Consider the following 18,869-nt stretch of genomic DNA (forward strand, 5'->3'; position numbering starts at 1 on the left):
GGTTATCAGGGAGGCTCGTCCGACCGCTCTTGTCGAAAGGCTGCTGCAGGGATTTCGGATCGCATGTGATCCACAGCGAAATAAGTATTCGCTTGCAACCGGATATGCGCCCTGCAAAAACTGACGCTTTTTTGACTTGGCTGGAACTTTGTGCAATTAATCGCCACACACAAGAATGCATCTCTATAACCCAACATTTGGCGCCACGAAAGTAGCGAAAGAATTTGCCCTGAAATTTAACCATAATAATTATCGCCGAACATGAAAATTTCAGTTCCATGCACAAATATTAATTATGAAGTTGTTGGACACGCACCAAAGCCGGTGCAAGTTCAGCATGCGCCATGGTCCACTCGCGCCGCTGATCTTATTCCATTCAAGTTTAGGAACGCGCGCCCAGCATGGATTACCCGATTGGCGGCAGAGAATTCAAGTTACGTGTTTTCGACCGAAAGCCGTCACGCGGCCCTTATCGTCGTGAATGGTGTGTCACAGCAGGCTATGACTGATACGTGCATTGTCTCCAGGTATCAAGCCCCCGGCCCTGGCTATCAAGCCGACAGTAAAATGCATGCCGAATTCGAACATTGGGCAGCCAAGTTGAAATTATCCAATGAAGGGATGCAGTCATACTCTATCAACGAGTTATTGGAATATTTCAACAGTGCAGAATTTCGGGATAAAAATCCGTCTCTGGTTGACCTACCCGCGCATGAAGCAACAGCCATATACATCCATACCGCTCAAGACTATGAAATCGAAACTGGAACACAAAAAAATGAACCGGTTTACCGAGCAGTGAATGCGGCATTACGATTTGCCGCTGGGGCCACAGAAGAACAAGCGGCGTTGCTCAATGCAAAAGTGACTGAATTCTCTCCATATATTGCAACATTGGTGTCCGGTCTAAATTTCCTGAAACGTCAGGAATCGTTCGAAGGCGTTGTATATAGAGGCTTAAAGCTTCACGCAACTGAGATCGAAAAATATCGCGAATTGCAAATATCCGGCGGCATATATTGTTCGCCTGCTTTTATGAGTACAACTCTCGATAAAGATGCGGCCCAATGTTTTGAAGAAACTAGCCCTTTTAATGTGGGATTAGTTGCGGATTTGTTGTCAGGCGTATCCGTCAGCTCCTTATCTCAGGCAGAGAGCGAGGAAGAAATATTGGTAGCGCCCAACGCCAAATTTAGAGTCACGAACGTCCAATCACAGTCATTTTCAAGCAGCACTGACGACTATCCGGCGGTAATTATTCATCTGCAGCAAGTGCGCGATTACCCAGGACAATCACGCAATTGATTGGCGATGTCCGACATGAGCGACGCCCGGTCGCCGAGTTACTGCTACCGGAATAGCCGTAATGCCGGATACCAGGGTTCAACATCGCCCGGTGATCCCCGCGACGCGTTCGCGTCTCGTAGGAATTTTTTACTAAATCAACGCTGCCACCGGATAGCGCCGCCATTCCGGCTCGGCATGGCGCCTGCCGTGGGTGAACAGAAACCAGAGCACCGCTTGCGGATCGGATAGCTGCGCCGGATGCGCGGCCTTCCATACGTCGAACGCCTGCCGCAGCGCCGGCTCGTCGGCCAGCATTTGCAAAGCCGTGTCCTCGAAGACATAGGCTGAGATGGAGGCCTGCTTCTTCTCCAGCACGCTGTTAAAGAACCCCCAGCGGAAGAAGCTGTCGTGCGCTTCGGGCTCCAGGGTCTCGACCGCGTAGCGGGCCTGGGGCTGGTCGAGCGACACCAGCATGTCACCCGCGCGCGCCTGGATGGCCTCGAAGTGCGTGCTCAGTAGCACCCGGTCATGGAACATGTGGCCTTCGTAAGCGGTCGCGCGCGTGCCGACCTCCAGCACCCGGTACACCCGGGCCGCATCGAACAATCGGTCGGCGTCCAGGCGCTGCAGCGCGACGCCGTTCCACTCCAGTCGCGCGATAACCTCGCGCCAGGCTTGGGGCACCAGGTAGGCCTTCGGTGCTGTCACCGCCAATTCCTCGACACAGCGGTCGAAGTGGACGATGTCCTTCTCCCACGGCTGGTTGCGGTCGTAGGCGAGCCGTTGATAGTCGCCCAACCGGCTTGGCGTGCGTACCGCCGCGTAGCCCTTGAAGCGAAGGCGGGCCGGCCGCTCGTGGTCGTTACGCCAGCGCAGCGGCCACTGTGTGCGGTGTCCGGCGTCGGCCCGCGAATCGCGCCGCAATTGCTGAATGCGCCCCGCCTGCGCCGCACTGAAGTCCAGCACCACCTCGACCAGCGTGCGCATCGCGGCCACGCGGTCGGCGAAGGGCTTGAGCATGTGGGTCTCGGGCATGAAGCCGATGGTGTGGTGCAGCGCCGCGTAGCCGGTGGAGAAACGCGGCAGATCGATAAAATCTTCGATGCCGTCGTCGGGCGTCTCGGCCAGCATGTTGACGTAGGGACAGGTCGGCCAGCCGCGCCTCTGCATATCGCCGTAGATCGCGGGCAGCATGCACTCGCGCAGGAAGTCGCCCAGGCCGCCGCCAAGCTTGTCGGGCTGGGTCGGAATCAGGGTCATGGTGTAGGCATAGTCGGCACCGTTAGCGGTGTGGGTGTCGACCATCACATCCGGGTCCCAGGTGTTGAAGAAGCGGTTGAACACCTGGGCGGCCAGGCTGTCGCACTTGATGAAGTCGCGGTTTAGGTCGAGGTGCTGGCCGTTGCCCCGAAAGCCGAACTCCTCGGGGCCGAGCTGGTTCGCGCGCGAGCTGGACTGGCGGTTCACGCAACCGTCGACGTTGTAGACCGGGATGAAAAGGAACACCGTGTCGCCGAGCGCCGCCAGTCGCTTGGGCTCAAGGCAGAAGTCGCGCACCAGGGCCATGCAGGCATCGATGCCTTCAGGCTCGCCGGGATGGATACCGTTGTTGTTGAAGAACACCGGGCGTCCCTGCTCGCGCAATGTTTCTCGGTCGAACACGCCGTCGGCTGTGACCAGGCCCGCGTGCATCGGCAGGCCGGTGTCGGACGTGCCGATCCGCCACCATCGCAGCACACCCGGGAATCGCTCGGCCAGTCGCTCGTAGAAGGCGACGCATTCGGCCCAGGTGGAGGTCTGGTTGCCATTGCCGAGTTCGAAGGGCGTGGGATAGGCAAAGCTGATCGGGGAGGTCATGCGCGACTCCTTTTTTTGGTGGCGTCGAGAGATACGGCAATTTGACGGTCCGCATCAACAGTGCAGGATATGGAGCGAAGGTAGCGTATCGGAAAGCCGTCGGTCACGACAGACCGCGCTTGGCCGATTGTACGCGTTCACCAGAATCGAAAAAAGCAGTCATACGACTATCCCGAATAAAACGACCATATGACCGCTATTATGCAATGCGATTTAAATTTCGGTCTGCTCAAAAATTTCTAACGCGCCATCCACTTCCATGCCCAGGGTAACGAACTGTGCTTTCCAGTGTCGTGTGGCCAGGCAAGAGTTGGGCCGCGCACAGATTTATTGTCCGCTTGTCGATCAGAGTCGCTTTGGTTCGCCGCGTGGTGTACGTCCCATAATTTGATGAGTCGAGACCCTAGCGCCAAAGTTAGCCTGCGACACCGGCTGTCAACGACGCGAGGAAGATTGCCATCTTCGATGTAGTGACAAGTTCTGGTTGTCCGACGAACGTAAGGTTCGTAAGGAAGATAGACATCGTAAATTCAATACCACCGAGCAGACCCGCTTGCCGATGCTACCCAATAGCCGCATCGGGGAATTGCTGCCGCAACACTGGATATCGGCCGACTATCTTTGCCATCATGGCCAGGTCATGTCCAAACCCAGCATCCTGCTAAGGACGAAGGTGACGAAACCCAGGCCAAGCAGCGATAGCAGGAAGACTGCGGCTACCTTGCCGCCCGCGCGTAGCGCCGCGCGCAAGTCCCTCTCCTTCTCCTTCGTCCCTTGATCGTAATGCCACTTGATGGCGAAGAGCATGCCCGTGCCTAACACGAGAATCTTGAACGTAACGAAGACTATCGGGATCCAATCCATGATTTTGCGTATTTCCAGGCTATTACTTGACACTATCTATTGTGAGGAGCACGGCCTCAAAACGCTGCTTCTGAAGCTTCATTTTTGGGTAAAGGGCAAGTCATGACGAACGAGGCGAGAACTAAGTCCCGTTAGGTGTATGGCCTAGGTGCAGACGCGCTTTACCAGACCAATATGGTAGAGCGCCATCGCGCGTTTCAGATCAGCCGGGAGAGAAAAACTCCCAGACATCCTGTTTGAATCTTTCATTACATCTACCTTTGAAATGATAATGGCATCCAGCGGAGTGACTTGCCGAATGCAATTGAGACAGGAGAAAACGTCAGCGACTGTCATGCAAGGATGGTCTTGCTGCCATTCTGGGCATTCTACTTGAAAGCAATTTCAATACAATGAGGCAAAATGTCCCAGTTGATAAGCATACAAGACGAAAAATTGCCGATGGCAGCAATCGCTGCATTCCCGCCCTTGCCAAGAAAAACTCGGGTGACGCTTTGGGTCGAACTCGCCATTTATAAATACGTCCGTTTAGCGGTAAGGCGAGTTCCGGTAGGGTAAAAATGTGGGCATCCATGCGGTCAGAACGAGGTACCGCATACTTTGTTTATCAACTTTTTTAAAAAGGAATTGGCTGACGACCTCAGAAAGTAAATCGTATTGAACACGCTGCAATATTTTAGCGGCATTAAAGTGACGATGGATGTCAGACAAGTGGCCCCTGGACATTCGGCCGTAAACAAGGACCGGTAGCAAACGGCAAAAATCAAGGCCTTGTCGCCAGTGACGTACAATAACGTGAAGGTGGACTTCCCTCCCCGGCAAACCAATTTCAATTAAACCGATAACCTCTGAATTGCCGACTGAATCTTTTAAAGTTGCAGTGGCGAGGTGCCCTTCTTAACACTTTGATGACATCTGAATTCACCTTCCCTTTTTTTGCCCTCAGTACGGCTGTGATACTTCTAACGCCGGGGCCGACCAACACCTTGCTGGCGGCGGCTGGCCTGCAACGAGGTACAAAAGCCGCGTTGCCTTTAATTGCCTGCGAACTGCTCGGCTACCTGATTGCGATCTCGGTATGGGGTGCCGTGCTTGCGCCCTTACAAAGCAGCTATCTTTGGGTAGCACTTCTGGCACGCTCAGCCAGCAGCCTTTATTTAATTTATATTGCGGTGACGGTATGGCGAACTGCGTCCGCGCTGCCAGCCTCGGGACAACGGTCGATTGGTCCCAAAGCCTTATTCGTGGCGACCCTTCTCAACCCCAAGGCCCTGCTTTTTTCATCCGCGATTTTCCCCGCTGTCGCCGCTGACAATATTCAACTCTATTTGGCAGCAACGGCATTGTTCTCTTGCCTCTTGATCCCTATCGGCATCGCCTGGATCGTGTTCGGCGCAGCGTTAGCCAACGGCCGCTTGCAGTTTGTGGATCGGGTCAAGTTGCAGCGTGCAGCTTCGTTGTTACTGTGTGCGTTTTCGGCGTCTATCGCTTGGGCGACATTTCGCTAAATCTATCGTTGGCATTGTCGGTCAATGCCAACGATGTAGAAAAACGTCTCCCTATGTGCTGCTGTCGCCGTTGCAGAGCCCTTGCATGAGCAGCTTCCACACGTCGTTGTAGGCGACATCGATCGTCAGATCGATCCACTCGGCTGCATGCGCGGGATGGTGGAAACGGCTAGTGGCGAACAGTATCGCTCTCGCCGTTCGCACGGGATCAACGCTACGAAACGCGCCGTCTTTCACACCCGCACGGATAACACTAGCAGCCAACTCGATCAGTTCACCCACGTGCGCCGCAGCGACGGACTGGGCGTCTGCCGCCAATGTACGGTAAGCAGCGAACAGTTCAGGGTCGTCAATGGCGCGACGGCGTTTAACGGCGATCAGGACATCAAACAACTCCCGTAACCGCTGAGGGCTGGGGTCCGTTCTGGCGGCGACGGCCCTTAGCGGCGGCATGGTTGCTTCCGCCCAGCGTGCGACGACCAGGTCCCTCAGCTGTGCCTTCGTCGCTACGTGCCGGTAGACGGCAGTGTGACTTACGCCCAACGCCTTGGCGACGTCGACTACCGTTGCCTTGGCCGGGCCGAAACGGCGAATAACATCCTCCGCTGTGGTCAGTACCCTACCGAGCGTGAGTGGCGTGTCAGCAGACGCCATGGGGCGCTCGCAAAAGGTCACATTTTTCGTTCAATGCTGTGCGAGCGGAGACCGGGAAATCTAGCCGAATCAATGCTCTTCCCCCGCTGATGCGACAGCGATGCCGTCTAGCTCGACCAACGTTTCCTGCGACAACGCCAACTCTCCGCTGGCTAAATTCTCGCGCAGATGCGCCACCGACGAGGTACCGGGAATCAACAGGATATTGGGTGACCGGTGCAGCAACCAGGCCAGTGCGACCTGCATCGGCGTTACCCCAAGGCGAGTCGCAACGTCTGACAGCGTAGAGGATTGCAGTGGCGTGAATCCGCCAAGTGGGAAGAATGGAACGTAAGCGATCCCCTGCTGCGCCAGTTCGTCAATCAAGGCGTCGTCCTCGCGGTGGGCCAAGTTATAGTTGTTCTGCACACACACAATATCCGTGATCGCCTGCGCCTCACGCAGTTGCGCTGCCGTAACGTTGCTCAGACCGATGTGACGCACCAGTCCCTCGCGCTGTAACTCAGCCAACACGGTCACGGATGCTTCAATCGATCCTTCGGCAGGACCATGGTGGCTAAACATCGCTCTGAGGTTAACCACGTCCAGCGCCTCAACACCTAAATTACGCAAATTGTCGTGGACGGCCTGCGTCAGCTCGGCGGGTGAAAATGCGGGAATCCAGGATTTATCCTCACCGCGACGCGCACTGATCTTGGTAACGATGACCAGCTCGTCTTTGTAGGGTGCGAGCGCTTCCCGAATGATCTGGTTGGTAACGTGCGGACCGTAGAAGTCGGAAGTGTCGATATGATTCACGCCTGCCGCAACGGCCTCGCGCAATACAGCAAGCGCACCGTCCCGATCCTTAGGTGGACCCCAAACGCCGGGACCGGCCAGTTGCATGGCGCCGTAACCGACCCGCTTAACCGTTAAATTCGTACCAGGGAATTGGAACTGGCCGCCGAGAGTGAATTGACGCATTTTGCTGCTCCTTTGCAGTGATGAGGACGTAAGTTTATACTAAAAGTTTCAAAAGTCAAATTATGAAACTTGAAACTCACAGTATCTGCCAGCATCCGAGCAGCATCAGACATCGAGTCTGCGAACGGCTATCGTGAAATGAAAACTGAACGTCACGCCCTCCTGACAGATAAGGCGGCGTTTCAGCGAAAGACCACGCTTTGGCCGTCGCCAATCAAACCGATTTGATCAGATTTGATCATTCAGTCATGCTATTTATGTGAATGTCGACGGTCTGGCGATGGCGCTATGCTAAGTTTGCGGTTGTACGTTATCGTTGTCGTCATTTGTTGACCTCAAGGATTTTCATGGTTACCTGCTTTTTGCGCTACGTCATTGATCCATACAAGCTCAACGAATTTGAGCACTACGGTAAAATCTGGATTCCGCTAGTCGAAAAGTTTGGCGGACAGCACCATGGGTATTTTCTTCCGTCAGAAGGAACCAATAACGTCGCTCTCGCGATGTTCACATTTCCGTCGCTCGCATTGTATGAAGAGTATAGAGCAAGATCACTTCAAGACTCGGAATGCCAGGCCGCATTCCAATACGCCGAGGACACCCGTTGCATCCTCAGCTATGAGCGTAGCTTCTTCCGTCCAGTCTTCAAGTGAAACAGGTTGCGAGGCTGGATCAACGTCAACTTTAGGGGCAGCTTGACTCGGCTAACGCCACTGCATCGGCGCCGGCAGCAATGCGAAGCGGGGACGAGGGCTCGTTCGCTGCATGCCACACCGCTTCTGCCACATCCAGTGCCCGCGTGACCGCAGACGACTGCCCCCATTCCGCGAAGACACTCTGCGCTAGAACGCCGTAGGCCTCGGGGATGCCACCTTGCATTCGAGATTGCGCGTTTTCACCGAAGCGGGTCTCCGGGGCTCGTCCCGGCAGCACCAGGTTGACGCGTATATTGAATTGTGCGAGTTCCAGCGCAAGTGACTCGGTGAATGCGTTCACGGCGCTTTTGCTCGCGGTATACACGGATAGCAGAGGCAGTGGCTTCAACGTCACACTCGACGTCACGTTCACGATAACCCCGGCCTTGCGTTGTCGGAACTGAGGCAGCACCGCCTGAGTCATGGCCATTGTGCCAAGTGTGTTGGTTTCGAACACCGCGCGCGCCGTTTCCAGCGAGGTGCCTTCAAGAGCGCCCAGCACACCTATGCCTGCATTATTGACCAGGACATCAATCGGCCCTGCGGCCTCCACGGCCAGACGGATGCTCTCAAGGTCAGTAATGTCGAGGGCGATTATGCGCAGAAGCGCGGAACGCGGCAGAACGTCTTCGCGCGGCGCGCGCATCGTCGCGATGACACGCCAATCGCGATCAAGGAAGTACTGGGCGGTGGCGAGCCCGAAACCGGATGAGCATCCGGTGATGAGGACGGTTTTCATAGGAACTCCTGTAATTGATTTGCAGTAACAGACTATAGCGCTCACAAAACGGACTTGCTATAATCAGAAGTCCATATTTCATGAGCAAGAGTCCAGCAATGATCGATCCGCTTGCGGAGGTTGTCACCCTGCTCCAACCGCACGCCCCGTTCTCAAAAGTCGTGAGCGGCGCAGGTCCGTGGCGGGTTCGCCGTTCGGAAGCCGGACAGCCCTTCTACTGCGTGATTCTCGGCGGTTCGTGCCACCTTCTGGTCGATGGACACGCGCTGATCGAACTTCAGGAAGGTGACTTTGTCTTGATTCCTTCAGCGCACGGCTTCACGCTGTCAAGCCTTGACCCGGCGACATCGGAGGATCTCGATACAGTGCCCGTCGCACTGCTCCACGGTGCGTTCAGGCTCGGCGTTCAAAGCGGGCCGCCTGACGTTCTATTACTGGTGGGCCATTTCGTCTTTGGCTCCCCGGACGCGGCCTTGCTGGTGTCGCTTCTCCCACAACTCATTCACGTTCGCGGCGAAAAGAGGCTGGCCACGATCGTGCAACTTGTGAGTGAAGAGTCGCGCGCACTGCGACCCGGTCGTGATGTCATCCTGGCTCGCCTTCTTGAGGTTCTTCTCATTGAAACCCTCCGATCCACAGTGGAGACTGTCGCGTCGCCAGGTCTCTTGCGTGGGCTTGCCGACGAACGTCTCGCGGTCGCAATACGACGCATGCACGAGAATATGGCGCAGCCATGGACGGTTGCGCAACTGGCGAAAGAAGCGGCCCTTTCGCGCTCGGCGTTCTTCGAACGATTCATGCGCGCTGTGGGGGTCGCCCCAATGGAGTATCTGCTCCGTTGGCGCATGGCTTTGGCAAAGAATTTGCTGCGACGCAAAGAAGCTGGCGTCGCAGAAGTTGCTGAACGCGTCGGCTACGGCTCGGCAAGTGCTTTTAGCGTCGCATTCACCCGTCATGTCGGCTTGCCGCCAACGCGTTATGTACGGGAGCAAATGGCATTGCAAGACCAGTAGCCAGCATTATTTTTCCCAGGGTCAGAGCCCGAGACAAACCGCCCCGCCCGCGACGATCACGCACGCGAGCCAGCGCTTTCCATTGACCGTTTCCCGCAGAAACACCCGCCCGATCAACATCGCGAACACTACGCTGGTCTCGCGCAACGCCGATACCGTGCCCATCGCGCCGGACTGCATCGCCCAGATCACGATGCCATACGCCGCGATCGACACCAGGCCGCCAGCGAGCGACGAGCCGACCGCCATGGGTGCGGTCCGTATTGGTGTTGATAGAGCCGCTAAGCCACGCCTCGCGACGAACAGCACCGGCATCAACCAATAGAACAGGAACATTGACGCCGTGTAAGCGAGCGCCTGACCGTCGGATAACCGCACGCCGATGCCGTCGATCACGGTATAGAGCGCGATCGTTGCGCCGGTCGTCAGGGCGGCTAACGCACTTGAACGCGACACGCGGCCGCCCTGCAGCGCTAGCGCGATCATGCCGCCCGATATCATCGCGATTCCGAGAGCGTGCAAGATGCCGATCGCCTCATGCGCGAAGAGCGCTGCGCCGAGCGTGACGAGCAGCGGCGACGAACCGCGTGCAATCGGATACGCTTGCGCCAGATCACCATGGCGATACGCGCGCACCAGGCTCACGTTATAGACGATATGCACCAGCCCGGATGCGACGATATACGGCCACGCCGCGACGGGCGGCCACGGCGTGATCAAAACGACGAAAGTGGAGACCCCCGCGATGGCGATGCTCATCCAGGTCATGGATAGGAACCGGTCGCGATTGCCGTGCAGCATCGCGTTCCAGCTGGCGTGGAGCAGCGCGGCAAGGAGGACGAGACCACCGGTATAACTGAGCATGCGGGTTCCTGTACAAAAAGGGAGCCGGAGCACATTCTCCGGACTTGCGCCGACAACCCAAGGCACGAATTTAGCGCGGGCCACCGGCGAACACAAAGATGCCTCTCATTGTCCGCTTGATAACTTATATCCGCTCGCGGCTGGATCGGCGCTGTAGTAAGAAGGATATCTGTCTTGTGGCTGGCTGACAAACCAGATAAAGTGGGTGTTCGCGTTAAATAATCTATCCTGAATGAAACGGGTATTACCTCCACTCAATGCCTTGCGTGCCTTCGAGGTCGCAGGCCGACTCGGCAGCTTTAAGGAAGCAGCCGCGGAATTGCACGTGACGCACGGTGCGGTGAGCCAGCAGGTGCGCCTGCTGGAAGAGTGGCTGGCTGCACCGTTATTCGAACGGCATAACCGGCGCGTGGTGCTTACGCTGGCCGCGAAGGCCTATTTGGAGGAAATCGGCCCTCTGTTCGAGCAGCTTTCACAGGCAACAACGCGATATGGTGTCCCTCTGACCGCTTCCCGCACTTTAAGCGTGAACGCTTCTGCAACATTCACGTTACGCTGGCTGGTGCCGAGACTGGCGAAGTTCCGTGCCGAGCATGGCGAAGTGGAGGTCAAAGTGGAGACGTCAAACGCGTCGGTGGAGAGTCTCAAAGACATCTATGACGTGGTCATCCGCGGCGGACCGGACACCTTCTATGGCTATGCGATGCGGCCGTTCCTGTCTGAGGAAAGGGTACCGGTGTGCAGTCCTGCGCTTTTGCAGCGGCTGCCGCTTCGGATCACAGAGGATCTGCGGCTACATACTTTATTACACACGTCGAGTCTTCCGCGGCTTTGGCCGGATTGGTTGGCGCGGGCACAAGCTCCTGCACTCAGACCCGCTTCCGCCCTCACCTTCGATCACTTCTTTCTGACGTTGCAGGCTGCCATTGATGGAATCGGCATCGCGATGGGACCGACTGCGCTGGTCGCAGACGATCTCGCCGCCGGTCGGCTGGTCGCGCCCTTACCAGGCCCTGGTCTGCCATCGCGAAGCTATTGCACTTACATTCCGGATGGAAAAACTACAGATGAGCTGGTCGTGCAGTTTTGCGCGTGGCTCGAACACGAGGGGGGCGTTTATAAACGGTTCCCTAACGAGTGACTTGCGGAACTTCATGGAACGAGGTCAAATGGGAGCGTGCCCACTCGTACGCTGACTTCTTTTTCAGCGAGCTAATCGGTCCGGCATTTCACGCATCAACTGTTTTGAAACGCTGTCTCAGTAACGCCTCGAATTCCTCAACCGGTACCGGCTTGCTAAACAGATAACCTTGATAATGTGTGCAACTCCTGTCCAGCAGAAATTGGCGTTGCTCTTCTGTTTCCACGCCTTCGGCAATAACGTCGAGGTTCAGACTCTGCGCCATCGCAATGATGGCGCAGACAATCGCTTTATCGCTGCTATCGGTGGCGATATCGTTTATGAACGATTGATCGATCTTGAGCTGAGAGATCGGCAGACGTTTGAGATATTGCAAAGAGGAATAGCCTGTGCCAAAGTCATCCAGCGAGAAATGGATGCCTATTTCTTTCAATGCATTCATGGTTGCAATGGCGTTCTCAATATTCTTGAGCAATAGGCTTTCGGTTATTTCCAGCTTCAGTCGTGTCGGGTTGATGTCATGGCGATGCACCAGCGATTGCATTTGCGCTACAAAGTCGGATTGGTGAAATTGTACCGCACTAATGTTTACGGCCAGAACGAGATCGCGGGTGAGCGCATCTTGCTGCCATATCTTGAGGCGAGAACAAGCGGTCTCCAGTACCCATTGCCCGATGGGCACGATCAGACCGGACTCTTCTGCCAGCGGAATAAATTGCGCAGGACACACTAAACCACGAACGGGATGTATCCAGCGAATCAATGCTTCCACGCCAAACGGTCGACACCTGCTATCAACCTGTACTTGGTAATACAACTGAAATTGCGGGCTCTCAAGTGCTTTGCGTAAATCGCCCTCGAGAGAGATGCGAGCGTTGATGACTTCCTGCATTTTAGGATTAAAAAATCGTAAGGTGTTGCGCCCTGCTTTTTTGGCCTGATACATAGCGATGTCGGCGCGTTTCAGCAGCTCTTCCGCAGACTTCCCATGATCTTTAAAAAGGGCCGCACCAATACTGGCGGTGCTGTGGTATTCATGCAGGGCGAGCAGATAAGGGCGATTGAGCGCAGCAAGAATTTTATCCCCTACGGCTTTCGCCTGAATGGCAGCTTCAATCGGTTGTTCACTCAGATCACCCAGCATGATCACAAACTCATCGCCGCCCAATCTTGCCACGGTGTCATTTTCACGGGTGCAGGAGGCCAGCCGTTGGGCTGTCTGCTGGAGCAATAAATCTCCGAAATCATGGCCGAGCGTGTCGTTGAGGTCTTTGAACTTGTCCAGATCAATGAACATCAGGACGCCGTCCCGACCACTGCGTTCACTTGAGGCGAACGCGTGTTGAAGGCGATCTAGCAAGAGGCGCCGGTTGGGTAGGCCCGTGAGCGTGTCATAGAAGGCAAGATTGTTGAGCTCCGTCGCAAGAATTCCTTTCTCTTCATTTTGAAAGGCAAGTTCTATATTGGCGATGACCAGTTCAGCCACCCGCTTTTCTTTCTCTCCATTTTGAAAGGCAAGCTCGGTGTTGGCAATGACCAGTTCTGCCGCCCGTTTTTCTTTTTCTTGATTTTGAAATGCAAGCTCCGTGTTGGCAATGGCTAGCTCCGCAGCCCGCTTTTCTTTCTCTTCGTTTTGAAAGGCTAGTTCGGTGTTGGCAATCGCCAGCTCTGCCGCACGTTTTTCTTTCTCTTCATTTTGAAAGGCAAGTTCCCTATTGGCGATGGCTAACTCCGCAGCACGCTTTTCTTTCTCTTCATTTTGAAAGGCAAGCTCCGTGTTGGCGATGGCTAACTCCGCAGCACGCTTTTCTTTCTCTTCATTTTGAAAGGCAAGCTCTTTATTGGCGATGACCAGCTCTGCTACCCGCTTTTCTTTCTCTTCATTTTGAAAGGCAAGCTCTGTGTTGGCGATGGCTAATTCCGCCGCCCGCTTTTCTTTTTCTTCGTTTTGAAAGGCAAGCTCTGTGTTGGCGATGGCTAACTCGGCTGCCCGCTTTTCTTTCTCTGCGTTTTGAAAGGCAAGCTCCGTATTGGCAACCGCTAGCTCCGCCGCCCGTTTTCCTTTTTCTCCATTTTGAAAGGCAAGTTCTTTGTTGGCGACGACCAGTTCTGCCGCCCGTTTTTCTTTTTCGCCATTTTGAAATGCAAGCTCTTTGTTGGCAATGACTAGTTCTGCTAACTCCGACAACTGTTTCATAGAATACGCCCCGATTCCTGACATTCGCTTGCGGGAAGAGGCGCGCGTATGCCCTCTTTTCCCATTTTTATCGCCATGCCAGTACCGAATGCTGACAAAGCGCTCGACAAAAGGGTACCGAAATAGTGTTGGAGTAAATAGATTCGCGCCTTGCTCATTTTTCACCTGTTCGAGTACCAGTGCAGAGCAATCAAAGTACCAGGGGTCGAGTCTCAAAAAGTTCCTCAATGGAAACTTAAATTTTTAGAATCTATGAGTTAATAAACAACAAAATTCACATGACATGAAATTTCCACATTTTCATCGGACAATCGAATGAGCGGTTGATCGCCAGGTGGCCGGAAAAAGTCACACGCTAATTATAGCGCTGCCGGCGTTTTCATTGCACGAAAGAAATTCGATGGTTCCGGAGCACGAGATTGATGGGATGGCGGAGTCCGTCAGGCGATTTAGAGGGTTGAAGCCGAGGCCCCAAATTCTTCACCAAAGTTATTGCCGGAAAGAGGCATCCATTTGAACGTTAAATTGACAAATAAACGGGAAACGTGGACCACGTCTGCTTCGGGGCCTGTCCTGCGTTATTTTCTATATCGGTGCCATCAGGAACGATCATCAAAATATTCCATTTAATCATAGTTATTTATATATATATTTCCATACTGCATTGTTATAGACTGCTGCAGAGGACCTGAAATCTTCAGCCGTCACTTTCGATATTGCGTGCATGGACAATTAACATCTGGAAGGATGAGCAATGTATGGACTTGTGAATCAGGCAATTAAGGAAATGGTTGTCGACGGACATGGCGAAGCCGTCTGGGAAAAAATTCGTTCAGAGGCTGGCGTGGTCGATGTGTTTGTTTCGATGCATCAATATCCCGAAGACCTGACCGACAAACTGGTCCGGGCAGCCAGCGCTATCCTGCATACGAATCCCAGCGAAATTTTAGCGGGTTTTGGTCAATATTGGGTGGGATTCGCCAGCCGAAATTATGATTACGTTCTAGATATGTCCGGGCAAGATCTCTTGACGTTCGTCAAAAATCTGAACAATATGCATGCGCGTATCGGTCTCTGGATGCCAGACCTGAAACCGCCATCGTTTCTGGTTACCGATGAAACGCCGGGCACGTTCAAACTGCAGTATCGCTCTTCGCGTGGCGGCTACGCCCCGATGGTCTCGGGTCTGCTGAAAGGCTTGGGTGAGCGTTTTAATACCGACGTCACGATTGAGCACACACGGGGTATTGCTCAAGGATTGGATTACGAGGAATTTATCGTTTGCTACGCGACGCGCACGCAGTCTGCAATGTGTAGATGACTGAGAAAAGCCCACCAGCGTTGTTGCATGGCATACCCCCTGAACTCATGCCATCAGTGTTTCCGTTTCATGTTGTCTTCGATTCCAGTGGCCGGATCGTACAACATGGTGAAAACATTAAACTTCTTTCCCCTTCGGTTGCCTGCGGCGCGATCATTCAAGACCTGTTTCGCGTTATGACGCCGACTGGTTTATCTATGAGCTTTGACTCCATCGGGAGTCAATTATTTTCCGTTTTTTTGGTGGAGTGTCTTGCGACCAGACACATTCTCAAAGGTCAGATGCTTGTTTTGAATCGCCCTCAAGGCGATTTGATGCTATTTCTCTGCTCCCCGTTCGTCAGCGATGTGCAAAGTGTGAAAGGCCTCGGTTTGTCCTTCAACGATTTCGCATTACATGATTCGACGTTAGACTTCCTATTTCTGATCGAAGCAAAAGCGCGCATGATGCATGATTTACGCACTCTGGCTGAACGTCTGAAGTGCGAAGTCAAGGTGCGTTACGACGCTGAGCTAGCGTTGAAGGTTCTCAATGAAGAACTGGAACAACGCGTCAGAGAGCGCACCACAGAGTTGGCGATCCAAAAAGACAAAGCCGAAGTAGCAAACCAAGCGAAAAGTTCTTTTCTCTCCAATATGAGTCATGAACTACGTACACCGCTCAATGCTATATTGGGTTACACACAAATCCTTCAAACCGATCAACAACTCAATGCGCGTCAGTTCACTGGCTTGCACACGATTTACGAAAGCGGCGAACATTTATTAATGATCATAAATGACTTACTCGATTTAGGAAAAATCGAAGCGGGCAAATTCGAATTAAGTCTGAGAACATTTAATTTGCATGCATTTCTGCAAGCGATTACACAAATGATCGATGTTAGAGCGCAACAAAAAAATTTAGTTTTTACGGTTGAAGTGGTTGCAAATCTCCCACCAACGGTTCGACTGGATGACCTGCGCTTGCGCCAGATTTTGCTCAACTTGTTAAGTAACGCCGTTAAATTTACGGAGTCAGGGCGCATCACGCTGAAAATCAGCAGTGTGCCGTTGGCGCGTGGCCGAGCATCCCTTCGGTTTGAGGTTGAGGATGCCGGTATCGGAATTGATGCCGCGCAATTACAAAATATTTTCCGTCCTTTTGAACAGGCTGGCAATCTCCAAAATCAACTCGGTGGCTCCGGGTTGGGGCTCTCCATCAGCGCCCAGTTAATCCAATTAATGGGCAGCGATATTCATGTTGAAAGTAAAGTCGGTGAAGGTAGTACCTTCTGGTTCGAACTGTTGACAGACGTGTTTGACACAGAGGCTGAGTCTAATATGGTATCGATATCACCAGCGTTAAAAAGGGAGTTGGCGCCCGCCTCGCAGCTAACCATGCTTATCCCGCCGTCCGAAGAAATGGAAAAGTTCTATCAGCTTGCTTTAGCGGGAAATGTTCGCAATATTAATCAATACGCTAGAACACTGATGGCACGCGATCCGCGCTACAAGGGGTTTGCCGATAAGCTCTGCTTTCTCGCCGAAGACTATCAAACCAGGGCAATCCTGGCGTTGATTGAACAGCATATGCCGGCGAAAGTTCCAAAATGATGCCGATTGTCGACCTTGCTTTGCGGAGCCAGACTATTTTAATCGTCGACGATACGCCGGCAAACTTACGGGTTCTGGTAGATTATTTGGAACAAATGGGCTTTAACGTGTTAACGGCCCAGGATGGAGAAGAAGCGTTGACGCGCGCTCAGTTTATGCTTCCTGAGCTCATTTTGCTTGATGTGATGATGACCGGTATGGATGGTTTTGAAACCTGTCGCCGCATGAAAGCGATTGCTAGCATCGCGGACATCCCAGTCATTTTCATGACCGCCATGACAAGCACCACAAGTAAGATCGAAGGTTTTGATGTAGGCGGCGTCGACTACATTACCAAACCATTTCAAATTGAAGAAGTTTTTGCGCGCATCCATACACAGCTCCGCGTAAGGGCGATCCATCAACAACTATCCAGGCAAAATACGTTACTGCAAGAAACCATAACCCAACGCGAACGCCTGAGCGAAAGGATGCGCGTAGCCTCCCTGGTGTATCAAAATAGCGGAGAAGGCATGCTAGTGTCGGATACGGCACTCCTGACCGTAGCCACAAACCCCGCGTTCTCCAGAATCACCGGATATAGTTTTGAAGAAGTAGAAGGCAAGGCATCCGGCCTGTTCAGTAAAGAGTCTCGCGAGAGTGCGCAATATGCCAGGATGCTGGAGGCGCTCAGGGCCGTGGGCTATTGGGATGGGGAAATTTGGAGTCAGCGGAAAAACGGTGAGACCTACGCCAAATGGATGGTTGTTAATACGCTAAAAAATGCCGATGGTACTTTACAGGGTTATGTCACGTTATTTTCAGACATTACGGACAAGAAGAGATCCGAAGACGTGATCTGGAAACAAGCTAACTTCGACGAGTTGACCGGATTACCCAACCGCCGCATGTTTAATGCGCGCTTGCAACAGGAGATCAGAAACCATGATCGGGCGGGTCGCTCCATGGCGCTGTTGTTTATCGATCTGGACAACTTCAAGGAGATAAATGACACCCTCGGTCATGCGGCCGGTGATCTTCTTCTGTTGGAAACCGGGCACCGTCTCAGCGCTTTGACGCGTTCTTCAGACATCGTTGCGCGTCTGGGCGGCGATGAATTCGTCGTGGTCCTGACGCAGATAGGCAAAGCGCATTCGACCGAACGGATTTCTCAGGAGATTATCGGTCAATTGACACAGCCTTATACGCTAGGCCAGGATACTGCCTACATATCTGCCAGTATCGGAATTTCACTATACTCCCATAACTTAACAGATGCCGCGCAGCTCCTCAACAATGCCGATCAGGCGATGTACCTTGCCAAGCAAAACGGCGGTAATTGCTTTCACTATTTTACCCCGGTCTTACAAGAGGCGGCGTTGCACCGCAGAGGTCTGATTAACGAGCTGCGTAGTGCGCTTCTGACCAATCAGTTTTTGCTCCATTTTCAGCCTATTGTGGAGATGGCGAGCGGCCGCATCCATAAAGCCGAAGCGCTGGTGCGCTGGCGCCATCCGGAACGCGGTATCCTGGGACCGATTGAATTTATTCCGGTCGCTGAAGAAACCGGGCTGATTATAGAACTCGGTGATTGGATTTTCAAAGAAGCGGTCCGCTGGACCAGATGTTGGGCGGATCGACGACCGGGCGGACTTCAAGTCAGTATTAACATATCTCCATTGCAGTTGCAGAACGAAGACCATCAGCAGGAGCAGGAATGGCTGGCCTACCTGAAAGACATTGGCCTCTCGGGTTCCAACGTTGTACTTGAAATCACCGAAGGCCTGTTGCTTGGAGAAAACTCCAAAATAGCCGAAAAGTTACGCCGGTATCGAACAGCGGGAGTGCAAATGGCGATAGATGATTTTGGCACCGGTTACTCATCATTATCGTATCTTAAAAAGCTTGATATCGATTACTTGAAAATTGATAAATCGTTTATATCGAATCTCGCCACAGACACTAACGACAGAGCGATCTCAACGGCCATTATCGTGATGGCCCATAAGCTTGGATTGAAAGTCATTGCGGAAGGCGTTGAGACGGTTGAGCAGAAGGATTTTCTTATTGCCGCTGGTTGCGACTATGCCCAAGGATATTGGTATTCGCGCCCTCTCTTGCCGGAGCAATTTGAACAGTTGCTGGATCAGGATGTGATCATGCAATAAATCGCATTCCCGTAACGCGATATT

The 18,869-nt window shown here is 53.4% G+C and carries 16 protein-coding genes; 8 read left to right on the forward strand and 8 right to left on the reverse strand.

Annotated elements, in window-relative coordinates:
* Positions 1-261: 261 nt before the first annotated feature.
* A complete protein-coding gene (locus JQN73_RS22025; protein ID WP_205321031.1) occupies positions 262-1,305 on the forward strand; it encodes an ADP-ribosyltransferase domain-containing protein in 1,044 nt (347 codons plus the stop codon).
* A gap of 132 nt (positions 1,306-1,437) precedes the next feature.
* On the opposite strand, the gene JQN73_RS22030 is transcribed toward JQN73_RS22025, so the two are convergent.
* The 3 genes from JQN73_RS22030 to JQN73_RS22040 all read right to left on the reverse strand — a co-directional run bounded on the left by JQN73_RS22030 (position 1,438) and on the right by JQN73_RS22040 (position 4,008).
* Positions 1,438-3,144, reverse strand: a complete 1,707-nt coding sequence (locus JQN73_RS22030; RefSeq protein ID WP_205321032.1) for a M14 family zinc carboxypeptidase — start codon at positions 3,142-3,144, stop codon at positions 1,438-1,440.
* Positions 3,145-3,559: 415 nt separating this feature from the next.
* Positions 3,560-3,691: a Na+/H+ antiporter NhaA gene (locus tag JQN73_RS22035; RefSeq protein ID WP_255542240.1), complete on the reverse strand. Its 132-nt coding sequence runs from the start codon at positions 3,689-3,691 to the stop codon at positions 3,560-3,562.
* A gap of 80 nt (positions 3,692-3,771) precedes the next feature.
* Entirely contained in the window at positions 3,772-4,008 is a 237-nt protein-coding gene (locus tag JQN73_RS22040; protein ID WP_205321034.1) for a hypothetical protein, read from the reverse strand.
* Positions 4,009-4,916: 908 nt separating this feature from the next.
* Here JQN73_RS22040 and JQN73_RS22045 point away from each other — a divergent pair.
* Positions 4,917-5,516, forward strand: coding sequence for a LysE family translocator (locus JQN73_RS22045; protein ID WP_205321035.1), 600 nt, complete (start codon positions 4,917-4,919; stop codon positions 5,514-5,516).
* 51 nt (positions 5,517-5,567) lie between these two features.
* Here the strand turns inward: JQN73_RS22045 and JQN73_RS22050 are convergent, their stop codons facing one another.
* Both JQN73_RS22050 and JQN73_RS22055 read right to left on the reverse strand, forming a co-directional pair.
* On the reverse strand, positions 5,568-6,170 hold the full coding sequence (locus JQN73_RS22050) for a TetR family transcriptional regulator (protein ID WP_205321036.1): 603 nt from the start codon (positions 6,168-6,170) through the stop codon (positions 5,568-5,570).
* 69 nt (positions 6,171-6,239) lie between these two features.
* Positions 6,240-7,133, reverse strand: a complete 894-nt coding sequence (locus tag JQN73_RS22055) for an aldo/keto reductase family oxidoreductase (protein ID WP_205321037.1) — start codon at positions 7,131-7,133, stop codon at positions 6,240-6,242.
* A 347-nt stretch (positions 7,134-7,480) separates the two neighbouring features.
* Between JQN73_RS22055 and JQN73_RS22060 the strand changes: the two genes are divergently transcribed.
* On the forward strand, positions 7,481-7,786 hold the full coding sequence (locus JQN73_RS22060) for an NIPSNAP family protein (protein WP_205321038.1): 306 nt from the start codon (positions 7,481-7,483) through the stop codon (positions 7,784-7,786).
* A 31-nt stretch (positions 7,787-7,817) separates the two neighbouring features.
* Here JQN73_RS22060 and JQN73_RS22065 read toward each other — a convergent pair whose 3' ends face one another.
* On the reverse strand, positions 7,818-8,567 hold the full coding sequence (locus tag JQN73_RS22065; protein WP_205321039.1) for an SDR family oxidoreductase: 750 nt from the start codon (positions 8,565-8,567) through the stop codon (positions 7,818-7,820).
* 98 nt (positions 8,568-8,665) lie between these two features.
* On the opposite strand from JQN73_RS22065, the gene JQN73_RS22070 reads away from it, so the two are divergent.
* Positions 8,666-9,580 carry an AraC family transcriptional regulator gene (locus JQN73_RS22070; RefSeq protein ID WP_205323527.1) on the forward strand — a complete coding sequence of 305 codons (915 nt, stop codon included), beginning with the start codon at positions 8,666-8,668 and terminating at the stop codon, positions 9,578-9,580.
* Positions 9,581-9,601: 21 nt separating this feature from the next.
* Here JQN73_RS22070 and JQN73_RS22075 read toward each other — a convergent pair whose 3' ends face one another.
* Positions 9,602-10,444: a DMT family transporter gene (locus JQN73_RS22075; RefSeq protein ID WP_205321040.1), complete on the reverse strand. Its 843-nt coding sequence runs from the start codon at positions 10,442-10,444 to the stop codon at positions 9,602-9,604.
* A gap of 232 nt (positions 10,445-10,676) precedes the next feature.
* Between JQN73_RS22075 and JQN73_RS22080 the strand changes: the two genes are divergently transcribed.
* On the forward strand, positions 10,677-11,585 hold the full coding sequence (locus tag JQN73_RS22080) for a LysR substrate-binding domain-containing protein (RefSeq protein ID WP_205321041.1): 909 nt from the start codon (positions 10,677-10,679) through the stop codon (positions 11,583-11,585).
* A gap of 88 nt (positions 11,586-11,673) precedes the next feature.
* Here the strand turns inward: JQN73_RS22080 and JQN73_RS22085 are convergent, their stop codons facing one another.
* The gene (locus tag JQN73_RS22085; protein WP_240162359.1) at positions 11,674-13,998 is read right to left on the reverse strand and encodes a bifunctional diguanylate cyclase/phosphodiesterase; all 2,325 of its coding nucleotides are present in this window, start codon (positions 13,996-13,998) and stop codon (positions 11,674-11,676) included.
* Positions 13,999-14,536: 538 nt separating this feature from the next.
* On the opposite strand from JQN73_RS22085, the gene JQN73_RS22090 reads away from it, so the two are divergent.
* From JQN73_RS22090 to JQN73_RS22100, 3 genes are read left to right on the forward strand one after another with little or no spacing between them, the layout of a single operon-like run.
* Positions 14,537-15,103 (forward strand): heme NO-binding domain-containing protein, encoded by a 567-nt coding sequence (locus JQN73_RS22090; protein ID WP_205321042.1) that lies wholly within the window; start codon positions 14,537-14,539, stop codon positions 15,101-15,103.
* Complete coding sequence (locus JQN73_RS22095; protein WP_205321043.1) at positions 15,100-16,698, forward strand: ATP-binding protein; 1,599 nt, start codon at positions 15,100-15,102, stop codon at positions 16,696-16,698. The genes JQN73_RS22090 and JQN73_RS22095 overlap by 4 nt, the downstream gene beginning before the upstream one ends.
* Entirely contained in the window at positions 16,695-18,845 is a 2,151-nt protein-coding gene (locus tag JQN73_RS22100; protein WP_205321044.1) for an EAL domain-containing protein, read from the forward strand. Before JQN73_RS22095 ends, JQN73_RS22100 begins: the two co-directional genes overlap by 4 nt.
* The last annotated feature ends 24 nt before the right edge of the window (positions 18,846-18,869 follow it).

Source organism: Glaciimonas sp. PAMC28666 (assembly GCF_016917355.1).
Classification (GTDB): domain Bacteria; phylum Pseudomonadota; class Gammaproteobacteria; order Burkholderiales; family Burkholderiaceae_D; genus Glaciimonas.

What these genes read in the sequence shown, in the direction of transcription:
- JQN73_RS22030 (WP_205321032.1), bottom strand. Translation starts at nt 3,144, where the DNA reads ATGACCTCCCCGATCAGCTTTGCCTATCCCACGCCCTTCGAACTCGGC.
- JQN73_RS22055 (WP_205321037.1), bottom strand. Translation starts at nt 7,133, where the DNA reads ATGCGTCAATTCACTCTCGGCGGCCAGTTCCAATTCCCTGGTACGAAT.
- JQN73_RS22075 (WP_205321040.1), bottom strand. Translation starts at nt 10,444, where the DNA reads ATGCTCAGTTATACCGGTGGTCTCGTCCTCCTTGCCGCGCTGCTCCAC.
- JQN73_RS22065 (WP_205321039.1), bottom strand. Translation starts at nt 8,567, where the DNA reads ATGAAAACCGTCCTCATCACCGGATGCTCATCCGGTTTCGGGCTCGCC.
- JQN73_RS22060 (WP_205321038.1), top strand. Translation starts at nt 7,481, where the DNA reads ATGGTTACCTGCTTTTTGCGCTACGTCATTGATCCATACAAGCTCAAC.
- JQN73_RS22050 (WP_205321036.1), bottom strand. Translation starts at nt 6,170, where the DNA reads ATGGCGTCTGCTGACACGCCACTCACGCTCGGTAGGGTACTGACCACA.
- JQN73_RS22045 (WP_205321035.1), top strand. Translation starts at nt 4,917, where the DNA reads ATGACATCTGAATTCACCTTCCCTTTTTTTGCCCTCAGTACGGCTGTG.
- JQN73_RS22070 (WP_205323527.1), top strand. Translation starts at nt 8,666, where the DNA reads ATGATCGATCCGCTTGCGGAGGTTGTCACCCTGCTCCAACCGCACGCC.
- JQN73_RS22090 (WP_205321042.1), top strand. Translation starts at nt 14,537, where the DNA reads ATGTATGGACTTGTGAATCAGGCAATTAAGGAAATGGTTGTCGACGGA.
- JQN73_RS22080 (WP_205321041.1), top strand. Translation starts at nt 10,677, where the DNA reads ATGAAACGGGTATTACCTCCACTCAATGCCTTGCGTGCCTTCGAGGTC.
- JQN73_RS22025 (WP_205321031.1), top strand. Translation starts at nt 262, where the DNA reads ATGAAAATTTCAGTTCCATGCACAAATATTAATTATGAAGTTGTTGGA.
- JQN73_RS22100 (WP_205321044.1), top strand. Translation starts at nt 16,695, where the DNA reads ATGATGCCGATTGTCGACCTTGCTTTGCGGAGCCAGACTATTTTAATC.
- JQN73_RS22040 (WP_205321034.1), bottom strand. Translation starts at nt 4,008, where the DNA reads ATGGATTGGATCCCGATAGTCTTCGTTACGTTCAAGATTCTCGTGTTA.
- JQN73_RS22095 (WP_205321043.1), top strand. Translation starts at nt 15,100, where the DNA reads ATGACTGAGAAAAGCCCACCAGCGTTGTTGCATGGCATACCCCCTGAA.